Here is a 26119-nt window from a genome sequence, read left to right as displayed (position 1 = left end):
AATAAAAAAAAAATTGTGCCGGCGACTCATGCCCCGCTAGATGCAGGCTATATAACTACAGAAGAATGCTTTTTTTGATGTTGGAAATGGCCTTCCAGGCCAGGTTATAGACGGTCCGCACCGTTACGGACATCAGAAAGGAGGTTTCTTCGTACGAATGATTTTCAAAAAAAATATGCTGGATGACCTCTTTCTGTCTTATGGGAAGTCCGGAAAGCGCCTTTTGCAGTTGACCTACAAAATCCTCATTCCGCTGTTTCTCTATCAGTTCGCTTTCATGCGACGCCACCAGAAACAGGGTAATATGGCTCTCATCCAGGGGGGCCAGCCTGCTTTGTTTTTCCTTTTGGTGAAAATGATAGATCTTGTTGGTAAGCGATTTGAAAAGATAAAGCCGGACGTTCACGTTGGAACTGAGGTTTTCGCGGTATCTCCACAAGTCAATGAAAACCTCCTGAATGCAATCCAGGATAACATTGTGTTCGTACTTCAAGGCCATGCCATACCGGTACATGTCGTCAGAAAACCGGCGGTAGATGGCCTCCAATGAGGCTTTGTCGCCCTTTCTGAGACCTTGCCACCACGCGGCGGTCAATTCCGTAACGGAACTTGTTTGGGGAGAGATCATGCTTTTCGTCAGACTTTGTAACTTGAAATTTAATAAAAAAATAATAATAAAAAAATTTTTTAAAGATTATTTTTATTTATAAAAATTTTAGTTAAGATAACAGTAAACCCTTCATCCTTTTACGATTGAGCAGATAAGCGAATTGTGCCTGCTAATCAGTTTCTACCTGCCTGTGTACCTGTAAGCAGAGAAGTGAATAGGGTCCAGTTTCTTGATCCTTCCCTGTCCCTTAGATATTCCCAGGACACTAGCGGTGTGAGGGTATAATGTCCCTGAGGCGGGTCAGGAACGTGTAAACTCTGAGTTTATAGAAATCCATATTGAATCGGTGTTTTATCCGTGTTTTATCCGTATTTCAGCTTATACCAAGTTAGTGAAAACCCTTCTGTCCTTTTTGGCATATGCGATACTTATCTGTTGTTTAAATGAAAAAATACTTATCAGGAGTGCTATGAATCAAATAATAATAACTATATTTATATGGATATTATAAAATAAAATTTCATTCATATCAATTTTTACACAATAAACATTTATTTTAATCTGAAATGCAAAAATATGAATTCAAGTCAATCCGTCCTTTGGAATCCGCATTTTGGTTAAATCGGGAAGACCCTGAAGACCGCGTTGCGGGTATGGCAATCAACAGCTTAATTACACCAGGTTTACAAACGGCCGAATCTGTTGTTGTTTGGCTGTAAGAAAATGGAACAATCCCGGCTTACACTCAGCATATAAGAATGTTTGCCGGAAAACACATCCGTTATCAGAAGATGTTTTGACCCTAAAATTTTTACAGTGAGATTAAACAAAAAGCAGATAGCTACCTTGGTCATTCTAGGATTGCTTATCCTGGTTTCATTCAGTAACCTGTTTTATCCAAGTGCAATTGATTTCGAGGAAAAAGCTGCAAAAGAAATTGCGGAAAGCATATTGATCCTTCAGGAGATTGAAACATTGAGCATTCCTCTGGCGGAAAGTATCCCTTTCCTAAAATCCTGGGCCAGTACTTACCAGAGGGATTTTGACAAACTTTTATCCTATCTCAATTTTTCCTATCTCCTCTTACTTCTCCAATATACCTTGCTGAAATTTAGCCAATGGTGGGTTTTTAAAGCCATTTTAGCCGTGCTTTTTGTAGGTATGTTGATTCCTCCGCTGCGCAGTTTAAGCTTCAAGTTATTGGTTTTGGGATTGATCATTTCGCCGGGGTTAAGCGTCTACACGCAGTTTATGTCTGGAGCTGCCCATCAGATGAACCTCGATTTGGGCAGTGACCTTAAGACGTATCTCTCCGTGACAAAGGATTCGATAAATACCAAAAAAAACACCCATCAAGCCAAATTGGATACTTTGGAAAGCAGACAAAAAAGCAGACATGGGGGTAAACTCAACTTCCTGGATAAGGCGGAAGACGAGATCGTCAAGACAACCTACCACGTAGAAGAAGAAGTGGAAAAACTCGGCAGAGAACTCCTTGACTTACTTCGCTTTGCCGGCGATCATGCGCTGGGATTGACCGTTGCGATGCTGGCAAATATCTTGATTGTTTTCGTGGGACTTCCCGTTTTATTTTGGTACCTGTTTTCCCTTTGGTTGAAGCGGCTATTTGGATACGGAAAGGCCAGCAGCGAGATCAACTCAAAACTTGAAGAACTCAAAAGTATCACAAATACCTCCTCAAAAAAGAACCTGACATGAATGCACACAGAATATTGCTTTTGCTTTTTTGGGTTACAATTATCTCCTGCAACTCCAAAGGGCGTTCATCCACTCCACAAAAATCCTCTGTTACAGAAGTAAAAAGTACAGAAAACCCTTCTCATATCGGAAACGTCACCGCCGACTCAGTTATTCTTGGAATAGATGTGTCGCATTTTCAAGGAGATATTGATTGGCAAAAGATCAAAGATGCGCAGGTAAGTTTTGTTTATGACAAAGCCACTCAGGGAAGCACTTATAAAGACCCAAAATATTTAAAAAACAAAGCAGGCGCGCAAGCAGTAAATCTGCTACACGGTTCCTACCATTTTTTCACCTCTAATGAGGATGCCAAAGAGCAGGCTGCTCATTTTGTCTCTGTGGTGGATTATCATTCCGGAAACCTGCCTCCTGTGCTTGACTTGGAGCAAGGGGGCCTGAAGGGAGCTGTGGATGTACCCAGCTTTCAGAAAGAGGTGTTGACCTGGCTCAAGGAAGTGGAAAACAAGCTGGATGTCAAGCCCATTATCTATACAAACCACCCCTTTGGGGAACAATATCTAAACCATTCAGAATTCACGAATTATGAATTGTGGATTGCTGAATATGGAGTGGAAAAACCCAAAATCCCACCCATCTGGCAGGAAAAAGGTTGGTTGATCTGGCAACGCAGCGATCGGGGCAAGGTGGAAGGAGCGGTTGGAGATGTGGACCATGATCTCTACAATCCCCAGAAACCCTTCCTCCTGAACGAATAGCGGGATTACTATTTTATTTGCTGGGTGGAAAGCACTACCCCCTTGATTTACCTGGGTCGGTCATTAATGATTTCCAATTAAACGAAAAACCGGGTTCCGGAAAGCATTTTATTCCCCCTTTAAATTGGTGGATTTTTCCACAATCCGGTGAATAATCCGGTCCAGTTCAACACCGGATTTTTTAAGCGCATCGAACAATACTTTCTTTTCTTTTTCCGAAATGCGGGAATCCATACACAACATGTCTATCAATCCCAAAATATTGCTCAGGGGCCTCCTTACCTCATGGGACTGAATCCAGGCAATTTCTTTAAGCTTTTCATTTTTCCTGGTCAATTCCCTCAAGTGTTCCTTTTCCTGAGTCACATCTTTTAATGCGCCCACTATCCTGATAGGGTTACCCGTTGGATCAAACACTACATAAGACCGTTGTAAGACATACAGATAACCACCGCCGTGTGATTGTAAACGGTATTCAAGGTTCAGTACATTCTTTTCCCTTTTTTCCATTCTGGAAACAATTGATTGGAATCTCTCAAGGTCATCTTTATGAATCTTATGACAAAATTCCTCAACGGTGCGGGGCAAGTTAGCTGGAAAATGGCCAAAAAAAGCTTGATACCCCCCTCCCCAGTTCAAAAGCCCGGTTTTGGCATCCACATCAAAAACGGCTTCATTTGTTGCTTTCAGCAGCAAGTTGTATTTTTCGTTAAAAACCCTCAGTTCTTCCTCGTACCTGTTGATTTCCGACAGGTCATACCCCAAAAGCATCGTATGGTTGGAATAAAAATTATTTTTGATGACCTGGGTTGAAAGCAGGACGGGAACTATTTCTTCTTTATTTGATAAAAAATCCAACCTCAGTCCTTTAATATTCTGTTGGAAAGGCAACAGTTCGGCCAACGATGGCCCCTTCTCTTCAGATTCTCCGGGTTTCCGATGTAATATGGTGTTTATAGAAAAAAAATTCAGATGGTCTCCTTCTCTGCCAAATAGCCGCTTGGCCAGGGGATTCATATATATGATCTGATAAGAACTGTTGATCAAAATGATGATAACATCCAATTTGACGAGCAGGTCCTCCACTATCAAGTTTTCAAAGTAATTGAACAAGTTATATCTGGACAAACTGATGATGGTTACTATCGGTATGGCCGTCATCAAAGTAGCTGTCAAAGGAATATCAGGCATCGAAAGCATGGGCAGTAGAATGTGGGAATAGACTCCGAAAACCGCCGGCAAAGAAATGCCTATCAGAATCATTTTGGCCTGGTTCCGATAGATCTGCTCCAGATCTTTTCTACTGGCATAACGGTACATGAATATAATGCCCAAAAAAACCATTGCTGCAATCCATACCCTGTGTCCCAGGTCTAAGGAGGCTTCCCTCACTGAAGGAAAATAACCCCAAAATTCTTGGTATATAAACTCTGTAGGAACCGGATTGGAATGGTAACTTATGTAGAAAAACAAATAGGCGCCGTAAGTCAAAAAATAAAAATAACGGCTCCGGACAAACTCGACCCTGGTATACAGTACCGTAAAATGGAAAAACAGGGGTCCCACAGCCATCCAGCCTATTGACAGTATTTGATCTACTCTTCTGACCTCCTCTATATTCAATTCGAACCGGAGAATAACTTCTTCCACCTGCCAAAAAATCATCGCTATCAAAAACAAGGCGAAAATATTTATGGTGGCATTTCTGGGAAATTTTGCAAACAGATAAATTAAAAGTGAAATATTAAGTAAGGCCGGAAAAAATACTAAACCTATACTTATTAATGAATTTCCAGAATACATGTCAATATATTATAATTGAAACAGTTCATTGATCCAGCTTTGGATAGGTTCGTCGTCTTTAAGTTTTTTCAAAACACATAACCATAAACAAAAAATTTCTGCTTAGAAAACAGAAAGCAATTCAGGGAAAATAGTGAATTTCCCCTATTCATCGGATACCGGATGCTACTCCACCCTATTTAGGGTGGCACTCAGTGGATACCGCTCCAAAGTTATTATCTTTCAGTCAAAAAGAAGAAGTTCCCGGACAATTTTTAGCGCAAACGAGAGCTATAGTGTTAAAAAAATCGAATATATAGTAAAAATCGGGGATTAAGGCTACCTGAAAACACCTTCTACACACCCTTTTTATTTCTCAGGATGTGGGAAATTATCACTTTCATCTTCACCGGGTCTTTTGTGAAGGCATTGAAAATCCTTTTCTATAAGAAGATAAAGCTCATGATCATCTGCGATTCGAAAGTTACTTTCCATACCCACCTGATCGGAAAAAGCCCAAGAAGACGCCAGCGCAGGCGGCACGGTTACAAGAATCGTATTTTCCGCAAATTGGACACCGATTTCCTGTGCTTTATCATCCGTTTGAAGCCAGTAGGAAAGCACATTTGTATCTCCTCCAGGTAAAACCAGTGACTCTTTAACAGGAAGCCCCTTACCTATTCGGTCTACTTCCGTTTGCGACAGCCTAAGGCGGACACTGTTTTTATGAATGCGTAACTTCATATGATTATAGTTTTTTTTATTCGGAACCAGTGGACAAATGTTCGGTTCTAAAACTTTTGACTTCCGCAAAAACCTAAGACGCAATCCAATTCCACTCCCCGACCATGACAACCACGACAACAATGACAACCACCCGAAAACAACAAAATCCCCCTTCCCATATCCTCCAATCATATTCTTTTGAAAGCCGACTTGGGGCTTTCGCAAATGGGACAACAGTAATTTGAAGGCAGTGACAGAAAGGAAGTTCCCGGAGAAACCCCTGAGGCTGGATCCCCCAGCTTTTCATCGTACACGGTGAGGCACATCGTACACTGGTATTTGTGGATTTTCCTTTCTTCAGCTTCCTTGCCCTTCTGGACCTTCTCCTCCTTTTTTATATCCAGTTGATCATAGTATTTATAACTCAATTCGATGAGCAAGGGGGGAACTGCTTCCCTGGAAACCCCTTTTACGTAGTAAATATAATCCAAACCATTGGGATTAAAATCCCTTGCATACATTATGTTATAACTGTCCCCGTCTTTCCCGCCACTTGCGTTTTTTTCTATGGCCACAGAGGTAAAAAGCACCATGTGCCGGGTCTTGATGGAGAAAGAAAGCCCATAAGTACTAATATCCACCTTATCCAAAGCCCTCACGAGGTAATTTTTCAGCTCCAATGCCTCTTCATCCAATACGGGTAAATGCCAATTTAACTCCAGGGAACTGTGGCGGATATTGATGCCATATTTTCCCAAAAGTTTCTCCCACCTGAGGCGGTCTTTTTCAGCAATCCCTTTTACAATAATGGATTTCCACGGCGTCAGGCTTATCTTTCCAAGGTCTGTATCCAGACATAACTGACAGAGGGCCTTGAGGAAACCAATGCTGAAGCGGTTATTTCTCCAATATAGCCCCAGCCAATATTTACCCCCCACGATACGGTTCATGCCTTCGTAATAAAGGGTGTTGGGTTCAGGATAATCCAGCTGATGTGCGGCCGGCTGTGTATTGAGCTGCAAAGCCTCCATTACGTCCTTGTAGATGTCCTCGTACCCTCTATTCGCCTTTAAGGGCTCCAGCTCCTCAATTTTACGGGCCACTTTGGCCAGATCAAAGCCATAAATCAGGTCAGGGGCACACCAGGGTTTATTTCCCCATTCTGAAAAACGGATATATAAATACCAAAAATTTTCTGTTGAAGAAGCTACAAAGTTGATGTTGCCCGTAAACAAAGGGACCAGGCTCTGTACCGGGTCTGTGATATTGATTTTTAGTTTAGGTCTGTAATCAAATGTATCAAGGATATAATGGTAAGTATGGGAAGCCAGCCAATGAGTCGTAGGCATGACGTCCAAAGCGGTGTAGGAAGTGACAATGTTGTGATAGGCCTCCCCGTCCGTATCATAAGGTGTGCTGATTTCACTGAAAGTCTCATCCAGCGTTTCAAGGTTTTTGTTCCTTACCGGAAAAAGGATATCCTGGCGTGAACCAAGGTGGATATAATCCGTTCCCAAGCGAAGTGCTGTGTCAATGGTCTTCATAAAATCCCCGGGAGAAATAATCCCTCCTTTGACAAACACCCTCACCAGGTCCGCTTTTTTGATCATGTCGTTGTCGTTTCGGTTCTCTTTTACAGCTATATCCTCCGTATTCATCGCCTTAAAATTAAATGATTATTGACGAAATTGGCCATAATTTCAGCATCTATTCCAAAAAATCAGACGGGAACTTCGGCCAAGGATCGTGCATCCAGTATCTTCCTTACTTCAGGTTTGCAGCTTCCACAGCCCAAACCTGCACCTGTTTGCTGGCATAAAGCCCGAAACTCCCTGCATCCCGACGCTATGGCTTTGTCGATGTTTCCTTTTCCCACCTGGGCACAGGAACAAACCAGTTCACCCATTATGGGTTCTTTCTGGCTCTTTCCCCTAAGCAGTTCGGGCCTTTTATCCGACAACTCCGTTTTATCTTCTATGAGGCTTTTGAATTCCGCAAACTCTGATTTATCGCCCATAAGTATGGCACCCACCAACTTATCCTCATGCACAATGCATTTTTTATAATAAGTCTGCGCAGTATCAATCATGAGGATTTCCTCATAACCGGATGCATTGGGCGGCACTTCCGGCATACCTAGCGAACAAAGATCTAGGTCTGCAAATTTCAGGATATTCATAGGGATGGATCCACCGTACCTACTGAGCAGGTCTCCCGCCATATAACGGGCTGCCACATCTGCCTGGGCTTCCGCAGCCGCGGTGATCCCGTTCAATTTCCCCCGGTGCTCCGCAATCTCCCCCATGGCAAATATATCAGGATCACTGCTTTGCAGATAGTCATTCACTTTGATGCCTATACCGCACTGCAAACCGGCAGACTTACCCAGTTCAACATTGGGCCGGGTCCCAATGGCATATACTATGGCATTGCAGGTAAGTGCCTGACCGCTTTTGAGCTGTACATACAGCTCCTTATCCCGCTCTGTCAGGGAAATCCTGTCCACTTGGTTGTTCATCAACAAGCGCACGCCCATCTCTTCAATCTTTTCCCGCAACAACGAACTCCCCATATGGTCCAACTGCCGTTCCATCAACCTGGAGCCCAGCTGTACGATGGTCACCTCCACACTGATCTCCCGGAGAGCAGCGGCCAATTCGAGACCCAATAAGCCTCCCCCGACAATCACCACATGGCCTTTATAATCCAAATAGGCTTTGAGGTCATCGGCATTTTGACGGTTTCTCATGGTAAACACCCCCGGCAAGTGCATAGGGGTCTCAGGCGGGATGAACGCACTGCTCCCGGTAGCCAGGATCAACCGGTCATAATGATGCATTTTCCCACGTTCATCCATGACGGATTTGGCGTGACGGTCAATGGATGAAATCCCGTTAGAAGTGAACAGATGAATATCAAGCTTATCCATTTCCCCATCCTTGAATTTCTTCAAATCTTCCCAGCTCTTGTGGCGGTTTACATAGTCAGGAAGCAAGACCCTGTTGTAAAACGGATGCTGTTCCTTAGAAAACACATGTATTTCATCCTCCCTGTTCAGTTCGCGGTAAGTCTGGATAAAACGATACGCCGCAGCCCCGGCTCCCACCACCACGATTTTTTGCTTGGGTTTTCGATAGAGGGCCGCTTGGACAGCCGAATATTTGAAATCAGGTTGCTTTGAAACCGGATCGATGGCGTTTCCGGTAAGGTTATTGGTTCTGGCAAAATCATTATTGAGGATTTTACCCCAGTGCATGGGCAGGAAGACCACTCCGGACCTGATCTTGTCGGTAACCTTGGCGTGGACCCTCACCTCTCCCCTTTTTCCCTTTACCACCACCGTATCGCCATCTTCAATGCCCCGGCTCCGGGCATCCAGGGGATGGATTTCCAGAAACGGATCAGGAATGTGCTTGTTGAGCTTGTTGACTTTGCCTGTCCTGGTCATGGTGTGCCACTGGTCCCTGATCCTCCCGGTAGTGAGTATCAGGGGATAGTCTTCACCCGTTTTTTCTTTTTCATGGGTGGGCCCGCCTGCTAGGATCTGCGCCCTACCGTTGGGCGTATAAAAAGTATTGTCTGTAAATAGCCGCACCGTACCCCCTTCTTCTTTGGAGAGAAAAGGCCACTGAACGCTTCCTTTTTCCTTCAGATATCCGTAATCCAATCGGGAAATATCTATATGACTTCCCTTCGTCAGCTGCGCATGTTCCTGAAATATTTCTGCCGATTCCCGGTAATCAAAACCCGGAAAGCCCATCTTATTGGCAAATTTCATCAGAATTTCCCCGTCGGGCAACGCTTCTCCAGGCGCTTGTATAAACTGGTTGAGGTAACTGATCCTTCTTTCGGAATTCGTCATTGTGCCTTCCTTTTCTCCCCAGCCTGCAGCTGGCAGGACCAAGTCGGCATAGGGTATCGCGGCGTTGGCGCTGGAAATGTCCTGTACCACAACGAATCTGGCCTTCTTCAAAGCCTCCTCTACTTTTGTGGCCTCAGGCATGCTTACCAAAGGATTGGTGCAGATGATCCATACCGCCTTGATCTCCCCTGCCTCTATCCCTTCAAACAGCTGGGTGGCCGTCTTCCCGGGACGGGAGGCAATTTCGTCCACTCCCCAATATGCGGCTATTTCCTTCCTGTCTTCCTCGCTGTTCAATTTCCGGTGGGCGGCCAGAAGGGTTGCCATCCCCCCCACTTCTCTCCCGCCCATGGCATTGGGCTGGCCCGTTAAAGAAAAAGGACCGGCTCCCGGTTTGCCGATCTGGCCGGTAATCAGATTAAGGGCGATCAGGGCCAGGTTCTGGTTCACGCCGGAAGCACTTTGATTAAGCCCCATGGCCCATAGGGTCAAAAAGCCCCCTGACTCCCCTATCCATCCCGCAGCTTTTTTAATGTCTTCCACCGGAACCCCGCATTGCTCCGACATTTCCTCCAGCGAAACCTGCATGACCTTCTCGCTGTATGCTTCGAAGCCATCTGTATGGTTCCTGACAAATTCAGAATCGATATCCCCCTGTTCGATCAAACACCTGCCAATCGCATGATACAGCATTTCGTCGGTACCGGGCAGCACCTGTAAATGCAGGTCTGCTACGGCGCAGCTATCGGTTTCCCTGGGGTCCACCACGATGATCTTGGTATCGGGATAGCGCTCCTTCTGCTTTTCTATCCTTCTCCACAAGATAGGATGACACCAGGCTGGGTTGGCTCCCGCCACGAGAAAACAGTCAGCGTGGTCTATGTCTTCGTAACTCACCGGCACACAATCTTCTCCGAGTGTCTGGATATAGCCCATTACAGCCGAACTCATGCAAAGCCGGGAATTGGTGTCAATGTTGTTTGTTTTTAGGTACCCTTTGCAGAGCTTGTTAACGAGATAATATTCTTCCGTCAGACATTGTCCCGATACATAAAAAGCCACGGAATCCGGCCCGTATTTATGGATGATACTTTTGAAAACGGCACTGGCACGCTCCATGGCCATGTCCCAGCCCACCCTTTCCAACGGGTGGTTTTTCCCCCATCTCATCTTGGGATAAAGCAGCCTGTCGGACTTGTCTGCTACCACATAGTGAAGGTTCATCCCTTTGGAACAAAGCATTCCCCTGTTTACCGGATAATCGGGATCCCCCTCCACTTTTATTTTGCCCTTCTTGTCCTTTTTCACGATAATGCCGCAGCCCACGCCACAGTACGAACAAGTGCTTTTGTAACTTTCAGCTTTTGCCATGTGCTTAAACAGGTTAAAGATTTTAAATACAGGCGGGTCTTTACCCTTACAAACAAGCCGGTAATGCTTATTTTTCTATATACTCGGGCTGAAGCTGCAGCCCGGCCTTTTTCTCTTCCAGCGAAGCTTCCAGCTCCACTTTTGCAATTTTTTCATCTTCTGCAGAAAACCTGATGAGCAAGGTGGTGGTACTGGTCACCGCTACCGCAATGCCCAAAATCGCCAGCGCTTCAGGGTAACTGAATGATTCCATTTTAAAAAGGAACCCTGCCATGACTGCCCCAACATTCCCGCCCGCTCCTACTATTCCGGATATCGTCCCTATGGCTTTTTTATTGATAAAAGGCACCACAGAGTAAGTGGCTCCTTCCGACATCTGAACAAATAGACTGAAAAGGATCATTGTGGCGATGGCCAAAGGAAGAAATGCCATCTGGGAAAAGAGCACGAGGGCTATCCCTTCCAGAAGCAACAAGCCCCCAAGCAGCCCCACCCGGCCTTTTAGTCCCCATTTGATGCCGGCTTTGTCCCCAAAAAGCCCACCCAACGAACGGGCGAAGATGTTCATGAGTCCAAACAGCCCGGCGATAAGACCGGCAGTTTTTAAATCCAGTTTGAAGTAATCATGATAATAGATGGCCGCTATGTTGTTGATGGTCAGTTCCACACCGAAACACGCCCCATATACGAGGAACAAAGCCCACACCCTGCGGTCTTTTAGGGCTTCTTTAAAAGCCCCGCTGCCGTTTTTCTTCTGCTTGCTTTTTAAGGATTTGGCATCCAGGTCCGCCTTGTTTCCTTCAGGGAAATCGGTGGTCCATTTATAATAGGCGATCCCACAAAGAACCATCAGGACGCCAGGGATAACCATGGCATACCTCCAGGCCGCGGTTTCTATAAATCCGATACTGACGAACATGGCAAAAAACAAAGGCATCACCATTTGGGTAACCCCTCCCCCGAGGTTCCCCCAGCCTGCTGAGGTGGCATTGGCAGTTCCCACTACGTTTGGCGCAAACATCACCGAAGTATGGTATTGGGTGACCACAAAAGAGGCACCGATGGCACCGATGGCCAGCCTGAAGATCAGAAAGGACTCATAGCTGTTGCTCAGTCCGATGAGCATCACGGGAATGGCTCCCAGGATGAGCAAATAAGTATAGGTAATCCTGGGACCGATCCGGTCCACCAACCAGCCGATGAATAGCCGCGCAATCACCGTGATGGCTACAGAAGCGATGATGATATTCCCGACCTGGGATTTCGTCAGGGCCAGTTCTTCCCTGACCACCGCCATCAAGGGCGCTATGCCAAACCAACCGAAGAAACAAAGAAAGAAAGCCAACCAGGAAAGGTGGAATGCCCGCATCGGTCTGGATTTGAAATCCAGCAGGTTAATAGAAGTTGCTTTTTTGCTGAGAATGTTCATGATTTCTGTGGATTAGGTTAAAGGATAGTGGTTTATCTTAGGTTGGCCAGGTTTATTGAAGGGCGGAAACTGATCATGGCCCAGGCCCAGTTTTGGACCGGGCTCAGGTTGTCTTTACCTTTTAATGCAGCAAGCGACCTGGAAGCAAACAAATGGGAGTACCCCAAATTGAAAGTAATCTCCGGACTTATTCTGGAGACAAATACCAGATCGATTTCCTGTCCCAGGTCACTTCCCATCCTGGTTTGTGTGTTTTCAGGCTCATAGACGCTTACCGCAGAGCTGAAATGGTGAAGGTGGACCAACAGGCTGGAACCGGGGAACAGGGAAATGTTGGATTTGAGATAGTAATTCTGCAGACCGGCAGACAGGCCCGATTGCCCATGAGGACTGCCTACATAAAAGAGGTCCATCAGACCATAAAACTTGTGATTGGTGCCATATAGCGGATCAAATGACCGGTTAGTGGCTGCTCCCGGCGCGGTCCCGGTAAGGTAATCAGCCCCCAGGGTCAATGGAATACTTTTGGTCTTTAAGGTAAGGGCTCCAGCAAGTAACCAGGCGGAGTTGGTTCTGCCCGAGGGGTCTTTTCCTCCCTGATGGTATAATTCGCCCGTAAAATTCAGAGACCCGGTATTCTTTTCTCCATAAAATCCGTAAGTCTGCCGGAAATTAACCCGGGACTGTGGCTGGGACAGTGTCAGATCCTGCCTGCCATCATTGAGAAACAGAAAGGATATACGGCTTGAGGCATAGGACTTATGCAGCCAGACAAATTGCATGGCTTTATAATTACCTTCCAGTTCATAGTAATTACCGCTCAACTTACCCGGTTCAAATGCCACCTGTTGGTTAAATCCGGTGCCAAGATGAACCTTGTACCCCAAGGTGTCTTCATAAGTCAGCAGCAAGGCATCATGGCTTCTTCCCTGTTGGGCCCAGTCAAGATCGCCCAAAAACCGGGCATTGTCATAATCCAATGCCTGGCGTCCGATTTTAATGTTCATATTAGGAGATAGGGAATAGCTTGCCCAGGCCTCAAACATGTTGAACAAAGAAGGGTCTGTTTTGTAAATCTGGTTGGTATTCCCCCATATCCGCACATCCTGAGCGGATAACTGGACTGTGAGTCGGTCCTGGCTAAAACCCAAATAAATACGGGAACGCTGTTCCGTAAATACCGCGGGTTGTTCGCCCCTTTGGATCGGCGATTTAAAACCGTTTCTGAATTCCGTTCTGGGACGGATCTCAGCAGACAAGGTTACTGACTGCGCAGAAGCGGATGCAGCACCCAATCCCAATAAGAGGCCGATAAGATAAGCTTTTCTACGTAAAATCCCTGACATAATGTTTGTGGTTAAAACTGAATACTGATTAGAGGTTATTTGGGATTTCTTGAAAAAGCTGAAGAAAAGCAGGTTGAATTTTGTTCCTTTTCATCTTCCCGCCTTCCTTCTCGCTCTTTTTTAGGTTATTCTGGGCTTGGTCCGCATGATGGCACTAAGGTAATTAAAAATATTTAAATTACGTATTTTTACTTAAAAATTTACGTAATTATTTTTACGTAATTATCCTTATCAAAAAAAATACCCTTTTCAATCCTGAAAATTGAGGGGAAAGCAGGTCATGTCCAATGGTAAATTTGTTACATTTGACATCCTATAACCATCAACTTCATGAGCCAGCAATTACTTAAATTCCTGAACGAGCTTTCTCTCAATAACAACAAGGAATGGATGGATAGCCATAAACAACGGTTTACCACTATCCGGGGCGGGTTTTTAAAAAATGTCGAAGTCATTCTGAATAAACTGGTTGAGCTGGATCCTGCCTTGTCGGATTTAAAACCGAAAGATTGCATTTTCCGGCAGAACAGGGACATCAGGTTCAGTGCCAACAAAATGCCTTATAAGATTAACCTGGCGGCCTATTTCGCGGCAGGAGGCAAAAAGTCAGTCGGCCCGGGATATTATCTCCACCTCCAGCCCGGCGAAAGCTTCATTGCCGGAGGGATATGGATGCCGTCTTCGGATGTTCTGAAAAAAATAAGGCAGGAAATCAACTATTCCGGCAAGGAATTGGAAAGCATATTGAGTGACCCGGCATTCAAATCTTATTTTGGAGAAATAGAAGGGGAAAAACTCAAGACATCCCCAAAGGGTTTTGACGGGGACCATCCCTATATCCACTACCTGCGTTACAAGAGCTTTATCGTGACCAAGAGGATCCCTGACCAGGACGTGATTTCTGAAAACTACGTAAACCTGGCACTACAAAGCTTTGGCATGATGAAACCTTTCCAGGATTTCTTATACAGGGCGGTGGAAGAAGTGGAAGATGGCAGCGGCCTGCTCTAAAGCAGGTATTTCTCTATTGTGATGGCCACCCCGTCTTCAGTACTTTTGCCCGTAATTTCTTTGGCAACCGCTTTTACTTCCTCCCTGGCATTGGCCACAGCCACGCCCATGCCCACTTGCCGAAGCAGTTCCACGTCATTGTAATTGTCCCCAAAAGCGATCACCTCATCCATCCCTATGCCATATTTTCTTTCCAAAATGAGGGCAAGGCCTGACGCTTTGGAAATCTGCCGCGGAGCTATTTCTATATAGGTATCCCTGGACCTGTATAAATGAAGCCGGTCAGACAGTTCCCCTTGCAACGCATTATAGAGGTTATCTATTTCATCCGTATCTCCCATACACATGACTTTATGGGCGCCCTTCTTTTTTTCCTTCCAAGAGGTCAGCACCTTCGTATTGGGTTGAATGAAGGCAGCCACTTTGGTGATCCTTTCTTCCCTCTCTGTCCAGGAATCCATTCTGGGCGCATACCATTCATCGGCAGTATAAAGGCTGATGTGTACATTACTTCCTGCGGCAAGCGAAACGATACTGCCGCAGATATCCGGTGATATGGTGGTGGAATCCAGGATGTCCTCCTGTCCTGAGCCATTTACCGGCCCGATCACATATCCGCCGTTATAACAAACCAGCGAGTTGCCGTTCCTGCCCAGGTCTTCCAACAAATGCCACATGGCCGAGGGCATACGTGAGGAGGCAAGGATGACCGGAAATCCCGCAGGCAGGCTTTTAAAGGCTTGGATCGTCCTGTCTGAAATCTGCCGGTCCCGGTTCAGCAATGTCCCGTCAATGTCCGTACAGATGGCTTTAATATTCATAGTGTCAATGACAAGTTTTTTATTTCCGCCGTGAAGATAATAAGAAATGCCATTGATTCAGTAGCGGAAAGAAAGGACAGGGTTTATTCCTTTCCTTTTTCATTTTTTCCGGGCAATCTTCCTGCCCGCTTCAGGGCATCATGGATCAGCCATTCCAATTGGCCATTGGTACTCCTGAATTCGTCTGCGGCCCATTTTTCCACAGCTTTCATCATATTTTCATCTATTCTCAACGCAAAAGGTTTTTTCTGAGGCATAACAGTTAACGGTCTTCTCTCCACTCTTCCCATGCAGCCAATATTTCCTTGGGTTTTCGGGTGCTGAATACAATGGATTTATTTTTCAAATAAATACGGACTGCATGCGCATTATTAAAGATATACCCCCATTCTTTCAAATTATACCTGATGCCCAGACCGCCGAACTTCCACATCGCTCCCGAGCTTTTGACCTCCACTTGTTTGATTTCATCCCAGGGGTATTTTCTCCATTTATTCACAAAAGGGGGGCTTCGAAATTGGAACCCGTACCGGTCAATGCGGGTTTCCAGCTTCATGCTCATAAGCAGCCAGAATACCAAACCCATCACAGCAAGAACAATGACCAGCGGAATATAGCCGTGGTCCCCCAGCTCACCTTTCAGCCAAAGCACCGCAAGAAGCACCATCACAGGGAGTTCTATCATCAACATCAGGTACATGATCCAGGTACCCACAAAGCTTTGTTCTTCTTTAAAAACCATGGTTTACTGGTTTAACGTGCCCACGTTCACTACGGGACTGGCATTTTTATCGGAACAAAGCACCACCATCAGGTTGGTGACCATGGCTGCTTTTTTGTCTTCCTCAAAGTCCAGGATACCTTTCAGCTTCAGGTCCTCTAAGGCCATCTCCACCATGCCCACGGCTCCGTCCACAATTTTCCTCCTTGCCGCCACGATGGCCGTGGCCTGCTGACGCTGCAACATGGCTGAGGCAATCTCCGAAGCATAGGCAAGATGGGAAATCCTGGCTTCAATCACTTTGATGCCCGCATGCTGTAACCTGTCACTGATTTCATCTTCCAAGGATTTGTTGACATCCTCAACCCCGGAGCGCAGTGTCACTTCAGCGTCTTCCGCTTCGAAATTGTCATAGGGATAAGTTCCCGCCATCTTCCTCACCGCGGCATCCGCCTGCAAGTGGACAAAATTCTCATAATCATTGACGTCAAAGAATGCCTTAAAGGTATCTTCAACCTGCCAAACCACGATGGTCCCTACCATCACCGGGTTGCCTATCTTATCATTTACTTTAAGCGGCTTGTTTTCAAAGTTCCGTACCCGAAGGGAAATCTTCTGCTTGTGCATAAACGGATTGACCCAAAAGAATCCATTCGCTTTGACGGAGCCCTTGTAAGCCCCAAAAAGCAGCAAAACCATGGCTTTGTTGGGCTGGAGCGTGAAATACCCGGGTATGGTCAGTATAAAACCAAAGATAAGCACAGCTCCTAACGGGATCATTTCATTGACAAATGAAATGATGGACGCTGCCAACAAAGCAGCTGACACCAAGGCCATGATGTAGCCGGAAATGGGTTTGATTATTTTTTCCATATTGAAATGATATTAAAATGATATTATATCAATATACGAACACTGTTATGCAGGGTTGGGTTTTCAGCAAATTATTTTACATGATATTATACTTGCGGGATAAAAACCCGAAAACCCCGGCAATATCAAAACAGGCTTTGAATTTCTAAAAAATTAGTAAATTAGTGTCAAAACCTTATCTTATGTATTTACCATTGAAGCCCTCTGTTTTTCTAGTGATTTACTCAGTTTTTTTTGGTATAGGATGCGAGCAGAAAGCACCTAGCCATGTGGAAAACAACGGGGTTCCGATATTCTTCATAAACCACCATGATGTCAGCCAATTATCTTTTGAGGAGATCGCTGAGGAGGTGGTCAGTATACAGCCCGAAATGACAGCAAACAGTATGATCCGGCATGTAGCAGATGCTATCCTAACTGACCAATATTTATATATCCTGGATTTAAACCAACACCACCCCGTATTGCAATTTGACCGCAAGGGAAATTTCATTAGGCATATTGGAATCACCGGGGAGGGGCCTGGGGAATTTGGGACCATCACTTCTATGGCCCATGATGCCGCCCTTCAGCAACTTTACTTTTGTGACCCGTTTCGCAAAAAGGTATTGGTATATTCAGAAGAAGGAGATTATCTGGAAGAGATCACCGGTTTTGAATCAATGCCAGCGAGCATTTTTAGGACCGGTAGCAAAAGTTGGATCCTGGAAGGCAATTTCGTAGATCGGACGGATGATGGCTTCATCGCCGATCATTTTATAACGTTAATTGGAGAGGACCACGAACCCCTAGCAAGAAAAAAGCATACCATACACCTTAAAAACGGCCTTCAATTAGTTTATAGAAATCCAAATTTCATATTCCAACAGGACACAGTAGTCTATTTTTTTATCCCCACATTGCTCCCCGAAGTCTTCAGACGAGATACCCTTTACCAGATCACCGAAGACCACGACCTTAAACCAGTTGCCAAATTCCCGTTTCAGGAGCAAACGGATGACACAAGCGACTGGGTGGATTTTGGCATTCGTGACATTCAGGTTACACCAACCTTTTTCATGATCCATTATACCTATAAAAAAAACACCTATTTGTTCTTATACAACAAGGATACCGAAGAGGGTTCCACCCTGAGAGAGGGATTCAAACATGCTTCTTTTCAGGATAACCAAATGCCAATATCAAAATCCAATGGAAAATCCTATTTTGTCAATGTAGGCAGCGCATCTGCAAATGAAGAACCCAACCCGACTATACATTGGGTGAAATGGAAATGATGCCGAGCGATCAGGTATTGAAAATTCTCATGAATACATCCACACCCAAGCCATCACACCGATAAAAGCCACCAATGGCCCCATCACGATAAAAAACAGCCCCCCGGTTCTAAAATCTTTCTGCTCTATCAGACCTGTTGCATAGGAAATGGCATTAGAGGGAGTCGAAACGGGAAGCAACAAAGAGCAGGAACAACTGATTGCCACCATCACAGGCACGGCGATTCCATAGAAGCCGGGAAGTGCGACACCGAGAGGCACCAAAATGGAAGCCGCGGCTGTATTGCTCATCACGTTGGAAAGCAGCACCCCAATGCCACAAAACAGCAGGGCCACAAAAACAATGTGAATCGGCAGTTCATTGATTTTACCCATCACGATGTCAGCCAAGCCCACATCCACCAGGGCTATCCCCAAAGCCAGGCCCCCCGCCACCAGCATCAGGGTATCCCAGGGCAAAGTCCTTACCTGTTCGGAATGGATGACCTGGGTCATGGTGAGCAAAACAATGGGAATGGCTGAAGTAGCCGCCACCGGGATACCGTGCAAAGGCTCTGTAAGCCACATCATGATGGTCAATACCAAGGTAAAAATAACGGCCCTTTTCTTTAAAGGGTCAACTTCACCCTTCCTTTTGGGCAATTTCTCCAAGTCAAGTTGCACGTCAGAAAAATCATATATTTTGCACAAAAATTTCCAAAACACCCAAACCAAAAACAGGCCTGAGGGAAACCCCACCAGCATCCAATCCACAAAGGTGAGGCTGATCCCTTTTTCCTGCAAAGCCCCTACGGCAATGGCATTCGGCGTACTGCCGATGATCGTGCCGATGCCGCCCACCGAAGCAGAGGCAGGGATGGCTGTCATCAGGGCTTTGGAATATCCCGATTCTTTCCCCAGAAGGTGTACCAAGGGCACGATGGATGAAACCATCATCGCCGTGGTGGCTGTGTTGGACATGACCATACTGGCCAAGGCGGTGGTCATCATCAAGCCCAGCAGCAGTCTTTCAGGTTTTTGGCCGAACCTTTTCACCGTAAACCTGAAAAGCTGCCGGTCCAATTCCACCATGCTCATGCCCTTTGCCAGGAAAAACCCACCCAGCAACAGCCATATCACATTGCTGGTCCAGGTGCCTACGAAAAGCTCCGGCGGAGCGGTTTTTTCAAACAAAAAATCCGTGCTAAAGCCTACCAACAGTATGGCGATGATAAATATACCCACTGCAAATGGGGGAATGGCCTCCGTGATCCACAAACCTATAGACAGTATGCCCACTAAAAACACAAAGTCCACAGCAATGCCATACCCCAGCTTTCTGAAGAAATAGGTGATGATCATGGCGATCAGAAGGTTTCCAAAAAAAGTGGAGGTATTGAATATCCACCCCAATTTCAACTTCCGGTACCATTTTAGAGCCGCATAGCGGGAATCACTGTCAAACATGGCAACGTGCTTTTGCTCCTAAAGCTTATTGTTTTCCTGTAAAACGCTATTATTTCAATGTCACCCTCCCACTCTTTTCAAGCTTGTCCCTATCTCCGGGGATCAAATTCCAATCCAAGTCAAAATGGCCATCAGCCATCACCGTGTCCGTGGAGCCATTGAACAAAACAAAGTCTTTGAAATTGGGCAAAACCCCGTGGGCCTGGGAGACAAACGAAAACCCCTGGCTTTGTCTACCGCCCCACCAGGGCAGACCGGAAGAAACCACCACATACCGGTTATTTATGGGATAAATATAAAAAAGACCAAGGCCATCGGAGCCGGAAGACAAATGTAAGGGAAGTTGATCAGCCCATTCTCTGATCCATTTGTTGGTCTCTTTCGTTCCGAACAGTATCAGGTTCGCTGTTTCCAAATCACTTGGTCTTACTTCTTTGTCCGAAATTACGCGGGGGAAAAACATTATTCTCCCTAAGAATTCGCCTCTATACACTGACCAGTTGGCCGCTTCCAGGGCGACCGCTCTTCTTTTGGCCACTTCTTCTTCACCCGGATCGTCTTCCGTACCGTATACATACACATGCCTTCCTGAAAACGCCTCAAAAATGGGCCCTTCCTGTCCCTTTATTTTGGCCAGCCCTCCAACAGCGGGTTCCCCTTTTTGCCATTGGTTACCGGATTTTATAAAAGACCATTTTCCCTTTCCACCAGCTTGAACGGTTTGGCCGTCTATATCCACCTCCACCTCACCACCGCCTATATGGGGATGGTTTCCGGCATCCAGGGAAAATGCCAGCAAATTCTCCGTGGTCACTTTTATTTTATTTTCTCCAGCCACTTCGGCTTCCACGGTGGCAAGCCTTCCCGGTACAATCTGTTTCGCTTCCACCCAATAGGCTTTTCCGTATTTCAACTGCCTGGTAGATAAATAAACCTTCTCTGGATAAGGATTTCTGGTCCACTGGTCAAACCATTCGAATATCCGGCCTCCCTCATAGGCATTGACCCAGCTGTCATGCTTCACCCCTTCGTATTCTTCCATTTCCACGTTGATGCCCAAAGCCTGCATTTCTGCCACCCAGTCCCGGCTTCCCTGCACAGGCACCGCCGGGTCCGCATCTCCGTGGAAAAAGCGAACCGGCAAATTCAGGGCATTGCCTATCATTTCTCTGGCGCCCTGAGGGGGTGCAGGACATACAGGAGCTATGGCAGCCCATAGATCAGGGCGGGTCAATCCGATCCAAAGCGTACCGCCCCCTCCCATGGAAAGGCCTGTAAGGTAGGTGCGGTTTTCGTCTATTTTGAACCTGCTCTTTACATCATCCAGCACGGCATATACATCCATTTCGGGTATCCCCCGGTATCCCGCGGTGCCCCTGGCATAGGGGGCCGCCACAATATATTCCACATCGTCCCAAGGCTGAAAGTAGCGGCTGGCTTCCACATCCGTTTCCCCGGGTTTGTTGGATTTGCCAAACACCCTTTTGAGCGCAAGGCGGTGGTTGGATCCGGCACCGTGAAGCATCATGACGAAGGGATAGGACCTGTTTTCATCAAAATCCGGGGGCAGGTACAGGGCATACGGCTGCTCGGTGTCGTCCGCCTCCGAGTGAAAAGTCAGCACCTGGGGTCCGGAAGGGAGTTTTTGGGCAAAAAGGCAGGAATTGCCGAAGCCAAAAACAAGAATCAGCAATAAAATGGAGTAAGCTTTTTTCATAGTCCAATAGGTGAAATGGGGTTAAAGACGGTGTAGCCACGCTGAAAAGGCAACCCGGAACCGGGGTCCCTGCCCAATCGCTGAACTAAAAACCTTGAGCAATATAATAAAAAATCAAAGTTCTTCCTCGTGAATTTTAACCTTCATCGGGCACCTCACCGCACCGGATTCAATTATCCGTCCGGTGTTTAACCCTATTTGCCCTTGAGGTCCGGTTTTGGATTTTTTTTATTTTGTGATTTATTGGGGAAGGGGAACCAAATTTGATCTATTTTTGTCTTTTATTATGCTAATGGGGCTGTCCGGTTTTGACAGTAGGTGTGAATACTGGGCTCGCATGCAGGCTGGAGTATGTACGGCCTTGAAAGATTCATACGAACCATAATTGGCGAATCTAATTACGCCATGGCTGCCTAATCTAACCCTACGGGGATTTAGATAACGCTTAAAGGGTCGAGTCCCACACCTGGGATTCCCCGGCCACATCCCGCAACCCGCCGCGTTTTCCGGGTTGATTCTGGGGTGTCGAAATGATGACGCTGCTCCCTGTGAGGCTACTAAGCAGGGCTAAGACCAGTGGCTAAGCCAAACACAGGTGTGTCACCCAGCGTTGTTTGGTCGAAAACCCAACAGGTGACTAAGCATGTAGACGGTACGGGATTTCCCTATCTGGACGCGGGTTCGATTCCCGCCAGCTCCACTTAAAAAACTTCCCCTCCCCCGGAGTCCCAGGGGAGGGGAAGTTTTTTGTATGGGGTGGTTAATCGGGGTTTTTACGGATTGCACAAATGGGGGAATCAAATCAGGGTCTCCGGAAATGTGGATTGCTATATCGAATTTATTAGGAAATTATTTCAGGCCATTAAAATAGGCCTATTGATGGTTACAGTTTTTTTAAGATTTCACTTAGGGGGATAATTAAAATGAAAATGCTGGATTCCTTTATTTATTCTTCTCCCAGCTCTTCTTTATACCAAAACAGAACTCCAAAAGCATATTGTTCCAGATGTTTTTTGCTGACACTTCTCAAAAATCTATTACTCTCTAAAAAAGTCTCTATAGGGGGATCAATTCTTGAGCTGCAATTATAATATTGATAAATTCTTTCGTATTTCCCCATGGAAGACTCAATTAGAGTCAAATAACTTTCTAATTTATTTTCAAAACAATAGTTGATCAGTAATTCGAAACTTCTATTATAGATTCCGTAATACTCTTCATTGTCATTGATCTTCAGAAATTTTTCCAGATCAAACCTTGTCATTTCTGATTCCTTAAAATCAGGCGGTTTTTCAATCCAATCATAACCTGAATCATTTTTAAATTTCTGCTGCAACTCTTCTGTTTTATAATCCTTTATCCATCTTTCTTTTACCCATTTCCTCATGCTTTCCAGTATATATTTAAAAGCATAGTCCCCAAAAATATCTTTACCAGCTATTTTATTCTTGAACTTTGTGTCATTTCGAGCCTTTAGATATGAATCAAAAAGCTTAAAAAACATTTCATCTGTCTTTGTTTGGTGGAATTGCTGTTGCTGTCCCTCAAAAGACAGGTAAACAAACAGGAATCCTGCCAATGCTGCTATTGGCCCAGCAACACCTCCTACAAAAGCTCCGTATTCAACCAAACTGTATTTTGCCTCACCTTCAAAAAAGTAATGGGCTAAATTATGTGCCAATGGGAGAAGAATTAAACAAGGAACACAACAGGCTAAAACGATTGCACTTTTCTTAATGAAGCTCTTATTTAAGTCTTTCATACTAATCCTCCGCAGCCATACCCCAATCACGATCTGAATTGCCGTCTGGGTACAGCTTTATTTCCTTATCTATCATATTCGCCATCATCTTGGCCTGCTCTAATACTGTCTCAGTAGCTTTTTCCTGCATGTCTGGTGGATAGCCATGTTTTCTGAGAATATGTTTTATTTCAATTTTGAGAAATATCAATCCTAAAACCACATGCTTGTACTCCACAGCATCCATATTGTTACCGAGCTTATCAGCTGTAACCCAGAGGGTTTTTACGAGTTCTTGTGTCATATTAAAGAATAAACAATTGCTTTTAAAAGTGCTATCCTGCAATTAAATGGAAATTAGGGGTATTTCAAAAACTAAATGATATTTACCATCCCTAACCAAAGCTTTTTCTTCCGTAAAAATTTCATTCAAAAGCATCTTTTTTCCTCCACCTACTTCCTAAACCCTCAATTAAATAACCACTGGGACTTGCGCTGCCTTTATAATATGAACGGCTTGTCTGAGAAAACAAATCAATATCAATACAGAAATCCGAAGAGCCAGCGTGGAATCTTCCCTGCGGTACCGTATTCCAGGTCATCGAGATACGAAAAATCTTCATAAACGTATCACATACGATACGTTTTAATTAAAAAAATGTATCCTACATGATACGATCAATCAACGTATATAACTTATTTCATTCCTATTCACTAAAGTTTTTCCTGCTTTCAATAAAATCGTTGATTGAATCGATTGAAGTGGAAATGTCCAAAAGATATTTTCTGACATCATGCTGCATAAAGTAACTGCTTGGTGTCCTCTACCCTTTTAATAAAACAGGGATTACTCAATGACCTTTCAGCGATCAGATCTACCTTCCGACCGAATAATTGCTCCAATTCTTCATGAAGACAAAAATAATTATCCGTATATTTTTCAATGGGAATTTCCTTAAAGGAAATTAAAATATCCACATCACCGAATTCATGAAAATGGTTGGTGGAGGCTGATCCAAAAACGTGCATGGTTTGAGCGTGATATTGTTGGCAAAGCTTTATTAATGCTTCCTGATTATCTTTAATCAAATCTACCATAAGCCTTATATTTACCATCCAAATATACTAAAATTAGAAATACGCCTTATTTTCCTCATTGGTTCGGGTTCGATTCCCGCCAGCCCCACCAACTTGAACTACGCCAGCGGCTGTCGATCAGGAAAATTGCCCTGATTGTATAAACAATCAAAGGCAATTTGCTTTATTTAACGTGAGTTAGGGACGTTTTTGTAAAAAAGCCGTTCCCGGAAGTGTCCGGGGCTGTTCACCCATCCCCCGGTTCCCATGCTAGTCCAGCCGGAAAGAAGCAAGAAAAGTCTCTCCTTCAAAAAGTTCCTTGGCGGTATAATGGAGCGTAAGGTCATGATGGACATGGCTCTTTTCCAGCTGCAACAGTTCTTTCACAGGTATAACCATAACCGCACTTGTACGGGAGTCGGCCACATCCATAAATTCCCATTGCTTCAGAATACGTCCTTTTTGATCTTTGACGGCAATGCTTCTGCCCGTCCCTGCGCCGTCAATGTGGCAATGGGTATAGTAAATGCGCAACTGGTCATTGGGGTCCGCTTTCTCCAACTGGAGCTTTCTCAGATCCAAAGGCTGGTTCACGTACTGTTTTAGAATGAGTTGATCGTTGAGATAAATCTCATAACCGTCTAATCCTGCCTTTGTCGTAAAAGCAAGTCCCAACAGACAAAGGGTAACAAGCGCGAGCGCCTTGGCCAACGCATGTATGAATGTGGTGTGTAACATAGCTGAATTTTTAAATGTGAAATAAAATATCCTGAAACAATATTAATCCTAAGAAAAATGAAGCGAAAATAAAGTAGACCACCAACGGGTTTATTATACAACCGCACCGGTTCGTCTATTAAATCAGTTATTGGTATACGATGGTTTTGTCCACTATTAATTTTATATTTACTTACAGAGGCGGGATTTAGAAAGGTAAACATGAATGTCTCCATCAGGAATATGACAGTGCCCAGAAAGATCTACCATTTGTTGTTTTGGCTGGTGGTGACGGTCATTTTTCTGTACGACAGAAGATACCTGATCCAAAAGTTCAATCTGCCGGACCATTTTATTGAATGCGTAACCGTCCGTCTTCTGCTGGTCATATCATTGGTATATTTTCATCTTTATTATCTGGTCCCCCGGTATTTCCGGGCCAGGAGATATACGGTTTATGCGTTATTGTTATTCTCGGCGCTTATTGTCTATGTCAGCTTGCAAAACCTGTATGACATCTATCTTTATGGATATGTCATAGGGGACTTGGCCAGCAGGGATTTCTGGCATGCGTTCCCTTATAATTTCGTCACCATTTCCTGGTATTTATTGCTTACCGCCGCGCTGAAGGTCAGCCTTGATTGGTACGAGGAAAGAAAAAAGAAAACCTCAGGAACAGATCTATCCCACTTGCAGCACCCAAATGGCCAGGAAAAGATTGTCTTCTTAAAAACAGGCACAAGGCAGATCAAAACCAATCTGGACCATGTCACGCATGTAAAGGGATTAAAAGATTATTCGATTGTTTTTACCAAGCAGGAACAGATCATCGTCAAAGGTTCCTTAAAAACCACCGAAAAGCTTTTGGCGGATAAAAAACTGGTCCGGGTGCATAAATCCTATATGGTGGCCCTCGACCTGATCAAAACCATCAATGACAATCACATCATTCTGGACGGGCACACCATTCCTATCGGCAGGTCTTACAAAAAGGACCTGTACAAATTGCTGGCGATATGAATACGGTTTCTTGCTATTCCTATCTCAAAAATTTTGAGGAGAAAGGAAAATGTATGAGAGCCGAATGAAAATCCCATAATGCTTTTTTCAAGAGG

General features: G+C 45.0%; 22 protein-coding genes and 1 other RNA gene. 6 read left to right on the top strand and 17 right to left on the bottom strand.

Features of this window, described 5'->3' with window-relative positions:
• Positions 1–55 precede the first annotated feature (55 nt).
• The gene (locus tag ACFPFU_RS21995) at positions 56–628 is read right to left on the bottom strand and encodes an RNA polymerase sigma factor (protein WP_377068196.1); all 573 of its coding nucleotides are present in this window, start codon (positions 626–628) and stop codon (positions 56–58) included.
• 798 nt (positions 629–1426) lie between these two features.
• On the opposite strand from ACFPFU_RS21995, the gene ACFPFU_RS21990 reads away from it, so the two are divergent.
• Together ACFPFU_RS21990 and ACFPFU_RS21985 are read left to right on the top strand one after the other, a co-directional pair.
• Complete coding sequence (locus tag ACFPFU_RS21990) at positions 1427–2329, top strand: hypothetical protein (RefSeq protein WP_377068194.1); 903 nt, start codon at positions 1427–1429, stop codon at positions 2327–2329.
• The gene (locus ACFPFU_RS21985; protein ID WP_377068192.1) at positions 2326–3087 is read left to right on the top strand and encodes a glycoside hydrolase family 25 protein; all 762 of its coding nucleotides are present in this window, start codon (positions 2326–2328) and stop codon (positions 3085–3087) included. Before ACFPFU_RS21990 ends, ACFPFU_RS21985 begins: the two co-directional genes overlap by 4 nt.
• Positions 3088–3195: 108 nt before the next feature.
• Here the strand turns inward: ACFPFU_RS21985 and ACFPFU_RS21980 are convergent, their stop codons facing one another.
• From ACFPFU_RS21980 to ACFPFU_RS21955, 6 genes are all read right to left on the bottom strand, one after another.
• Positions 3196–4890, bottom strand: coding sequence for a histidine kinase N-terminal 7TM domain-containing protein (locus ACFPFU_RS21980; protein ID WP_377068190.1), 1695 nt, complete (start codon positions 4888–4890; stop codon positions 3196–3198).
• 348 nt (positions 4891–5238) lie between these two features.
• Entirely contained in the window at positions 5239–5613 is a 375-nt protein-coding gene (locus tag ACFPFU_RS21975; protein ID WP_377068188.1) for a DUF7009 family protein, read from the bottom strand.
• A 170-nt stretch (positions 5614–5783) separates the two neighbouring features.
• Complete coding sequence (locus ACFPFU_RS21970) at positions 5784–7253, bottom strand: rubredoxin (protein WP_377068186.1); 1470 nt, start codon at positions 7251–7253, stop codon at positions 5784–5786.
• Positions 7254–7315: 62 nt separating this feature from the next.
• Complete coding sequence (locus tag ACFPFU_RS21965) at positions 7316–10828, bottom strand: molybdopterin-dependent oxidoreductase (RefSeq protein ID WP_377068184.1); 3513 nt, start codon at positions 10826–10828, stop codon at positions 7316–7318.
• Positions 10829–10895: 67 nt separating this feature from the next.
• The gene (locus ACFPFU_RS21960; RefSeq protein WP_377068182.1) at positions 10896–12257 is read right to left on the bottom strand and encodes an MFS transporter; all 1362 of its coding nucleotides are present in this window, start codon (positions 12255–12257) and stop codon (positions 10896–10898) included.
• Between the two features lie 32 nt (positions 12258–12289).
• A complete protein-coding gene (locus ACFPFU_RS21955) occupies positions 12290–13603 on the bottom strand; it encodes an alginate export family protein (protein WP_377068180.1) in 1314 nt (437 codons plus the stop codon).
• Positions 13604–13933: 330 nt separating this feature from the next.
• Here ACFPFU_RS21955 and ACFPFU_RS21950 point away from each other — a divergent pair, with 330 nt between their 5' ends.
• Positions 13934–14614, top strand: a complete 681-nt coding sequence (locus ACFPFU_RS21950; protein WP_377068178.1) for a DUF2461 domain-containing protein — start codon at positions 13934–13936, stop codon at positions 14612–14614.
• Here ACFPFU_RS21950 and ACFPFU_RS21945 read toward each other — a convergent pair.
• The 4 genes from ACFPFU_RS21945 to ACFPFU_RS21930 form a co-directional block, all read right to left on the bottom strand.
• Positions 14611–15435 carry a Cof-type HAD-IIB family hydrolase gene (locus ACFPFU_RS21945; RefSeq protein WP_377068176.1) on the bottom strand — a complete coding sequence of 275 codons (825 nt, stop codon included), beginning with the start codon at positions 15433–15435 and terminating at the stop codon, positions 14611–14613. The genes ACFPFU_RS21950 and ACFPFU_RS21945 overlap by 4 nt on opposite strands.
• Before the next feature lie 83 nt (positions 15436–15518).
• Positions 15519–15692: a type II toxin-antitoxin system antitoxin gene (locus ACFPFU_RS21940; protein WP_377068174.1), complete on the bottom strand. Its 174-nt coding sequence runs from the start codon at positions 15690–15692 to the stop codon at positions 15519–15521.
• A gap of 5 nt (positions 15693–15697) precedes the next feature.
• Positions 15698–16177, bottom strand: a complete 480-nt coding sequence (locus ACFPFU_RS21935; RefSeq protein WP_377068172.1) for a hypothetical protein — start codon at positions 16175–16177, stop codon at positions 15698–15700.
• Positions 16178–16180: 3 nt separating this feature from the next.
• Positions 16181–17029, bottom strand: coding sequence for an SPFH domain-containing protein (locus ACFPFU_RS21930; protein ID WP_377068170.1), 849 nt, complete (start codon positions 17027–17029; stop codon positions 16181–16183).
• A 182-nt stretch (positions 17030–17211) separates the two neighbouring features.
• On the opposite strand from ACFPFU_RS21930, the gene ACFPFU_RS21925 reads away from it, so the two are divergent.
• Positions 17212–18306 carry a 6-bladed beta-propeller gene (locus ACFPFU_RS21925; protein ID WP_377068168.1) on the top strand — a complete coding sequence of 365 codons (1095 nt, stop codon included), beginning with the start codon at positions 17212–17214 and terminating at the stop codon, positions 18304–18306.
• A gap of 27 nt (positions 18307–18333) precedes the next feature.
• Here ACFPFU_RS21925 and ACFPFU_RS21920 read toward each other — a convergent pair whose 3' ends face one another.
• Both ACFPFU_RS21920 and ACFPFU_RS21915 read right to left on the bottom strand, forming a co-directional pair.
• Positions 18334–19752: an SLC13 family permease gene (locus ACFPFU_RS21920; protein WP_377068166.1), complete on the bottom strand. Its 1419-nt coding sequence runs from the start codon at positions 19750–19752 to the stop codon at positions 18334–18336.
• A 49-nt stretch (positions 19753–19801) separates the two neighbouring features.
• Positions 19802–21469 carry a carboxylesterase family protein gene (locus ACFPFU_RS21915; protein WP_377068164.1) on the bottom strand — a complete coding sequence of 556 codons (1668 nt, stop codon included), beginning with the start codon at positions 21467–21469 and terminating at the stop codon, positions 19802–19804.
• A 294-nt stretch (positions 21470–21763) separates the two neighbouring features.
• On the opposite strand from ACFPFU_RS21915, the gene ssrA reads away from it, so the two are divergent.
• Positions 21764–22172, top strand: a transfer-messenger RNA (tmRNA) gene (ssrA, locus tag ACFPFU_RS21910).
• A 243-nt stretch (positions 22173–22415) separates the two neighbouring features.
• On the opposite strand, the gene ACFPFU_RS21905 is transcribed toward ssrA, so the two are convergent.
• The 4 genes from ACFPFU_RS21905 to ACFPFU_RS21890 form a co-directional block, all read right to left on the bottom strand.
• Positions 22416–23231 carry a hypothetical protein gene (locus ACFPFU_RS21905; RefSeq protein ID WP_377068162.1) on the bottom strand — a complete coding sequence of 272 codons (816 nt, stop codon included), beginning with the start codon at positions 23229–23231 and terminating at the stop codon, positions 22416–22418.
• A gap of 1 nt (position 23232) precedes the next feature.
• Positions 23233–23514 (bottom strand): type I restriction enzyme endonuclease domain-containing protein, encoded by a 282-nt coding sequence (locus ACFPFU_RS21900; protein WP_377068160.1) that lies wholly within the window; start codon positions 23512–23514, stop codon positions 23233–23235.
• Positions 23515–24002: 488 nt separating this feature from the next.
• On the bottom strand, positions 24003–24308 hold the full coding sequence (locus tag ACFPFU_RS21895; RefSeq protein ID WP_377068158.1) for a nucleotidyltransferase family protein: 306 nt from the start codon (positions 24306–24308) through the stop codon (positions 24003–24005).
• Between the two features lie 249 nt (positions 24309–24557).
• Entirely contained in the window at positions 24558–25025 is a 468-nt protein-coding gene (locus ACFPFU_RS21890) for a hypothetical protein (RefSeq protein ID WP_377068156.1), read from the bottom strand.
• Positions 25026–25226: 201 nt separating this feature from the next.
• Here ACFPFU_RS21890 and ACFPFU_RS21885 point away from each other — a divergent pair, with 201 nt between their 5' ends.
• A complete protein-coding gene (locus ACFPFU_RS21885; protein ID WP_377068154.1) occupies positions 25227–26024 on the top strand; it encodes a LytR/AlgR family response regulator transcription factor in 798 nt (265 codons plus the stop codon).
• Positions 26025–26119: the final 95 nt, after the last annotated feature.

It is taken from the genome of Negadavirga shengliensis, assembly GCF_042652345.1.
GTDB classification, from domain to species: Bacteria; Bacteroidota; Bacteroidia; order Cytophagales; family Cyclobacteriaceae; genus Negadavirga; species Negadavirga shengliensis.
This window is presented reverse-complemented; position numbering and strand designations above follow the sequence as displayed.

Bases quoted from the DNA above. Each gene is read 5' to 3' on its own strand.
- ACFPFU_RS21930 (WP_377068170.1), bottom strand. From the start codon at position 17,029: ATGGAAAAAATAATCAAACCCATTTCCGGCTACATCATGGCCTTGGTG.
- ACFPFU_RS21900 (WP_377068160.1), bottom strand. From the start codon at position 23,514: ATGACACAAGAACTCGTAAAAACCCTCTGGGTTACAGCTGATAAGCTC.
- ACFPFU_RS21970 (WP_377068186.1), bottom strand. From the start codon at position 7,253: ATGAATACGGAGGATATAGCTGTAAAAGAGAACCGAAACGACAACGAC.
- ACFPFU_RS21915 (WP_377068164.1), bottom strand. From the start codon at position 21,469: ATGAAAAAAGCTTACTCCATTTTATTGCTGATTCTTGTTTTTGGCTTC.
- ACFPFU_RS21925 (WP_377068168.1), top strand. From the start codon at position 17,212: ATGTATTTACCATTGAAGCCCTCTGTTTTTCTAGTGATTTACTCAGTT.
- ACFPFU_RS21895 (WP_377068158.1), bottom strand. From the start codon at position 24,308: ATGGTAGATTTGATTAAAGATAATCAGGAAGCATTAATAAAGCTTTGC.
- ACFPFU_RS21985 (WP_377068192.1), top strand. From the start codon at position 2,326: ATGAATGCACACAGAATATTGCTTTTGCTTTTTTGGGTTACAATTATC.
- ACFPFU_RS21980 (WP_377068190.1), bottom strand. From the start codon at position 4,890: ATGTATTCTGGAAATTCATTAATAAGTATAGGTTTAGTATTTTTTCCG.
- ACFPFU_RS21935 (WP_377068172.1), bottom strand. From the start codon at position 16,177: ATGGTTTTTAAAGAAGAACAAAGCTTTGTGGGTACCTGGATCATGTAC.
- ACFPFU_RS21885 (WP_377068154.1), top strand. From the start codon at position 25,227: ATGAATGTCTCCATCAGGAATATGACAGTGCCCAGAAAGATCTACCAT.
- ACFPFU_RS21975 (WP_377068188.1), bottom strand. From the start codon at position 5,613: ATGAAGTTACGCATTCATAAAAACAGTGTCCGCCTTAGGCTGTCGCAA.
- ACFPFU_RS21995 (WP_377068196.1), bottom strand. From the start codon at position 628: ATGATCTCTCCCCAAACAAGTTCCGTTACGGAATTGACCGCCGCGTGG.
- ACFPFU_RS21920 (WP_377068166.1), bottom strand. From the start codon at position 19,752: ATGTTTGACAGTGATTCCCGCTATGCGGCTCTAAAATGGTACCGGAAG.
- ACFPFU_RS21960 (WP_377068182.1), bottom strand. From the start codon at position 12,257: ATGAACATTCTCAGCAAAAAAGCAACTTCTATTAACCTGCTGGATTTC.
- ACFPFU_RS21955 (WP_377068180.1), bottom strand. From the start codon at position 13,603: ATGTCAGGGATTTTACGTAGAAAAGCTTATCTTATCGGCCTCTTATTG.
- ACFPFU_RS21950 (WP_377068178.1), top strand. From the start codon at position 13,934: ATGAGCCAGCAATTACTTAAATTCCTGAACGAGCTTTCTCTCAATAAC.
- ACFPFU_RS21965 (WP_377068184.1), bottom strand. From the start codon at position 10,828: ATGGCAAAAGCTGAAAGTTACAAAAGCACTTGTTCGTACTGTGGCGTG.
- ACFPFU_RS21940 (WP_377068174.1), bottom strand. From the start codon at position 15,692: ATGCCTCAGAAAAAACCTTTTGCGTTGAGAATAGATGAAAATATGATG.
- ACFPFU_RS21905 (WP_377068162.1), bottom strand. From the start codon at position 23,231: ATGAAAGACTTAAATAAGAGCTTCATTAAGAAAAGTGCAATCGTTTTA.
- ACFPFU_RS21945 (WP_377068176.1), bottom strand. From the start codon at position 15,435: ATGAATATTAAAGCCATCTGTACGGACATTGACGGGACATTGCTGAAC.
- ACFPFU_RS21890 (WP_377068156.1), bottom strand. From the start codon at position 25,025: ATGTTACACACCACATTCATACATGCGTTGGCCAAGGCGCTCGCGCTT.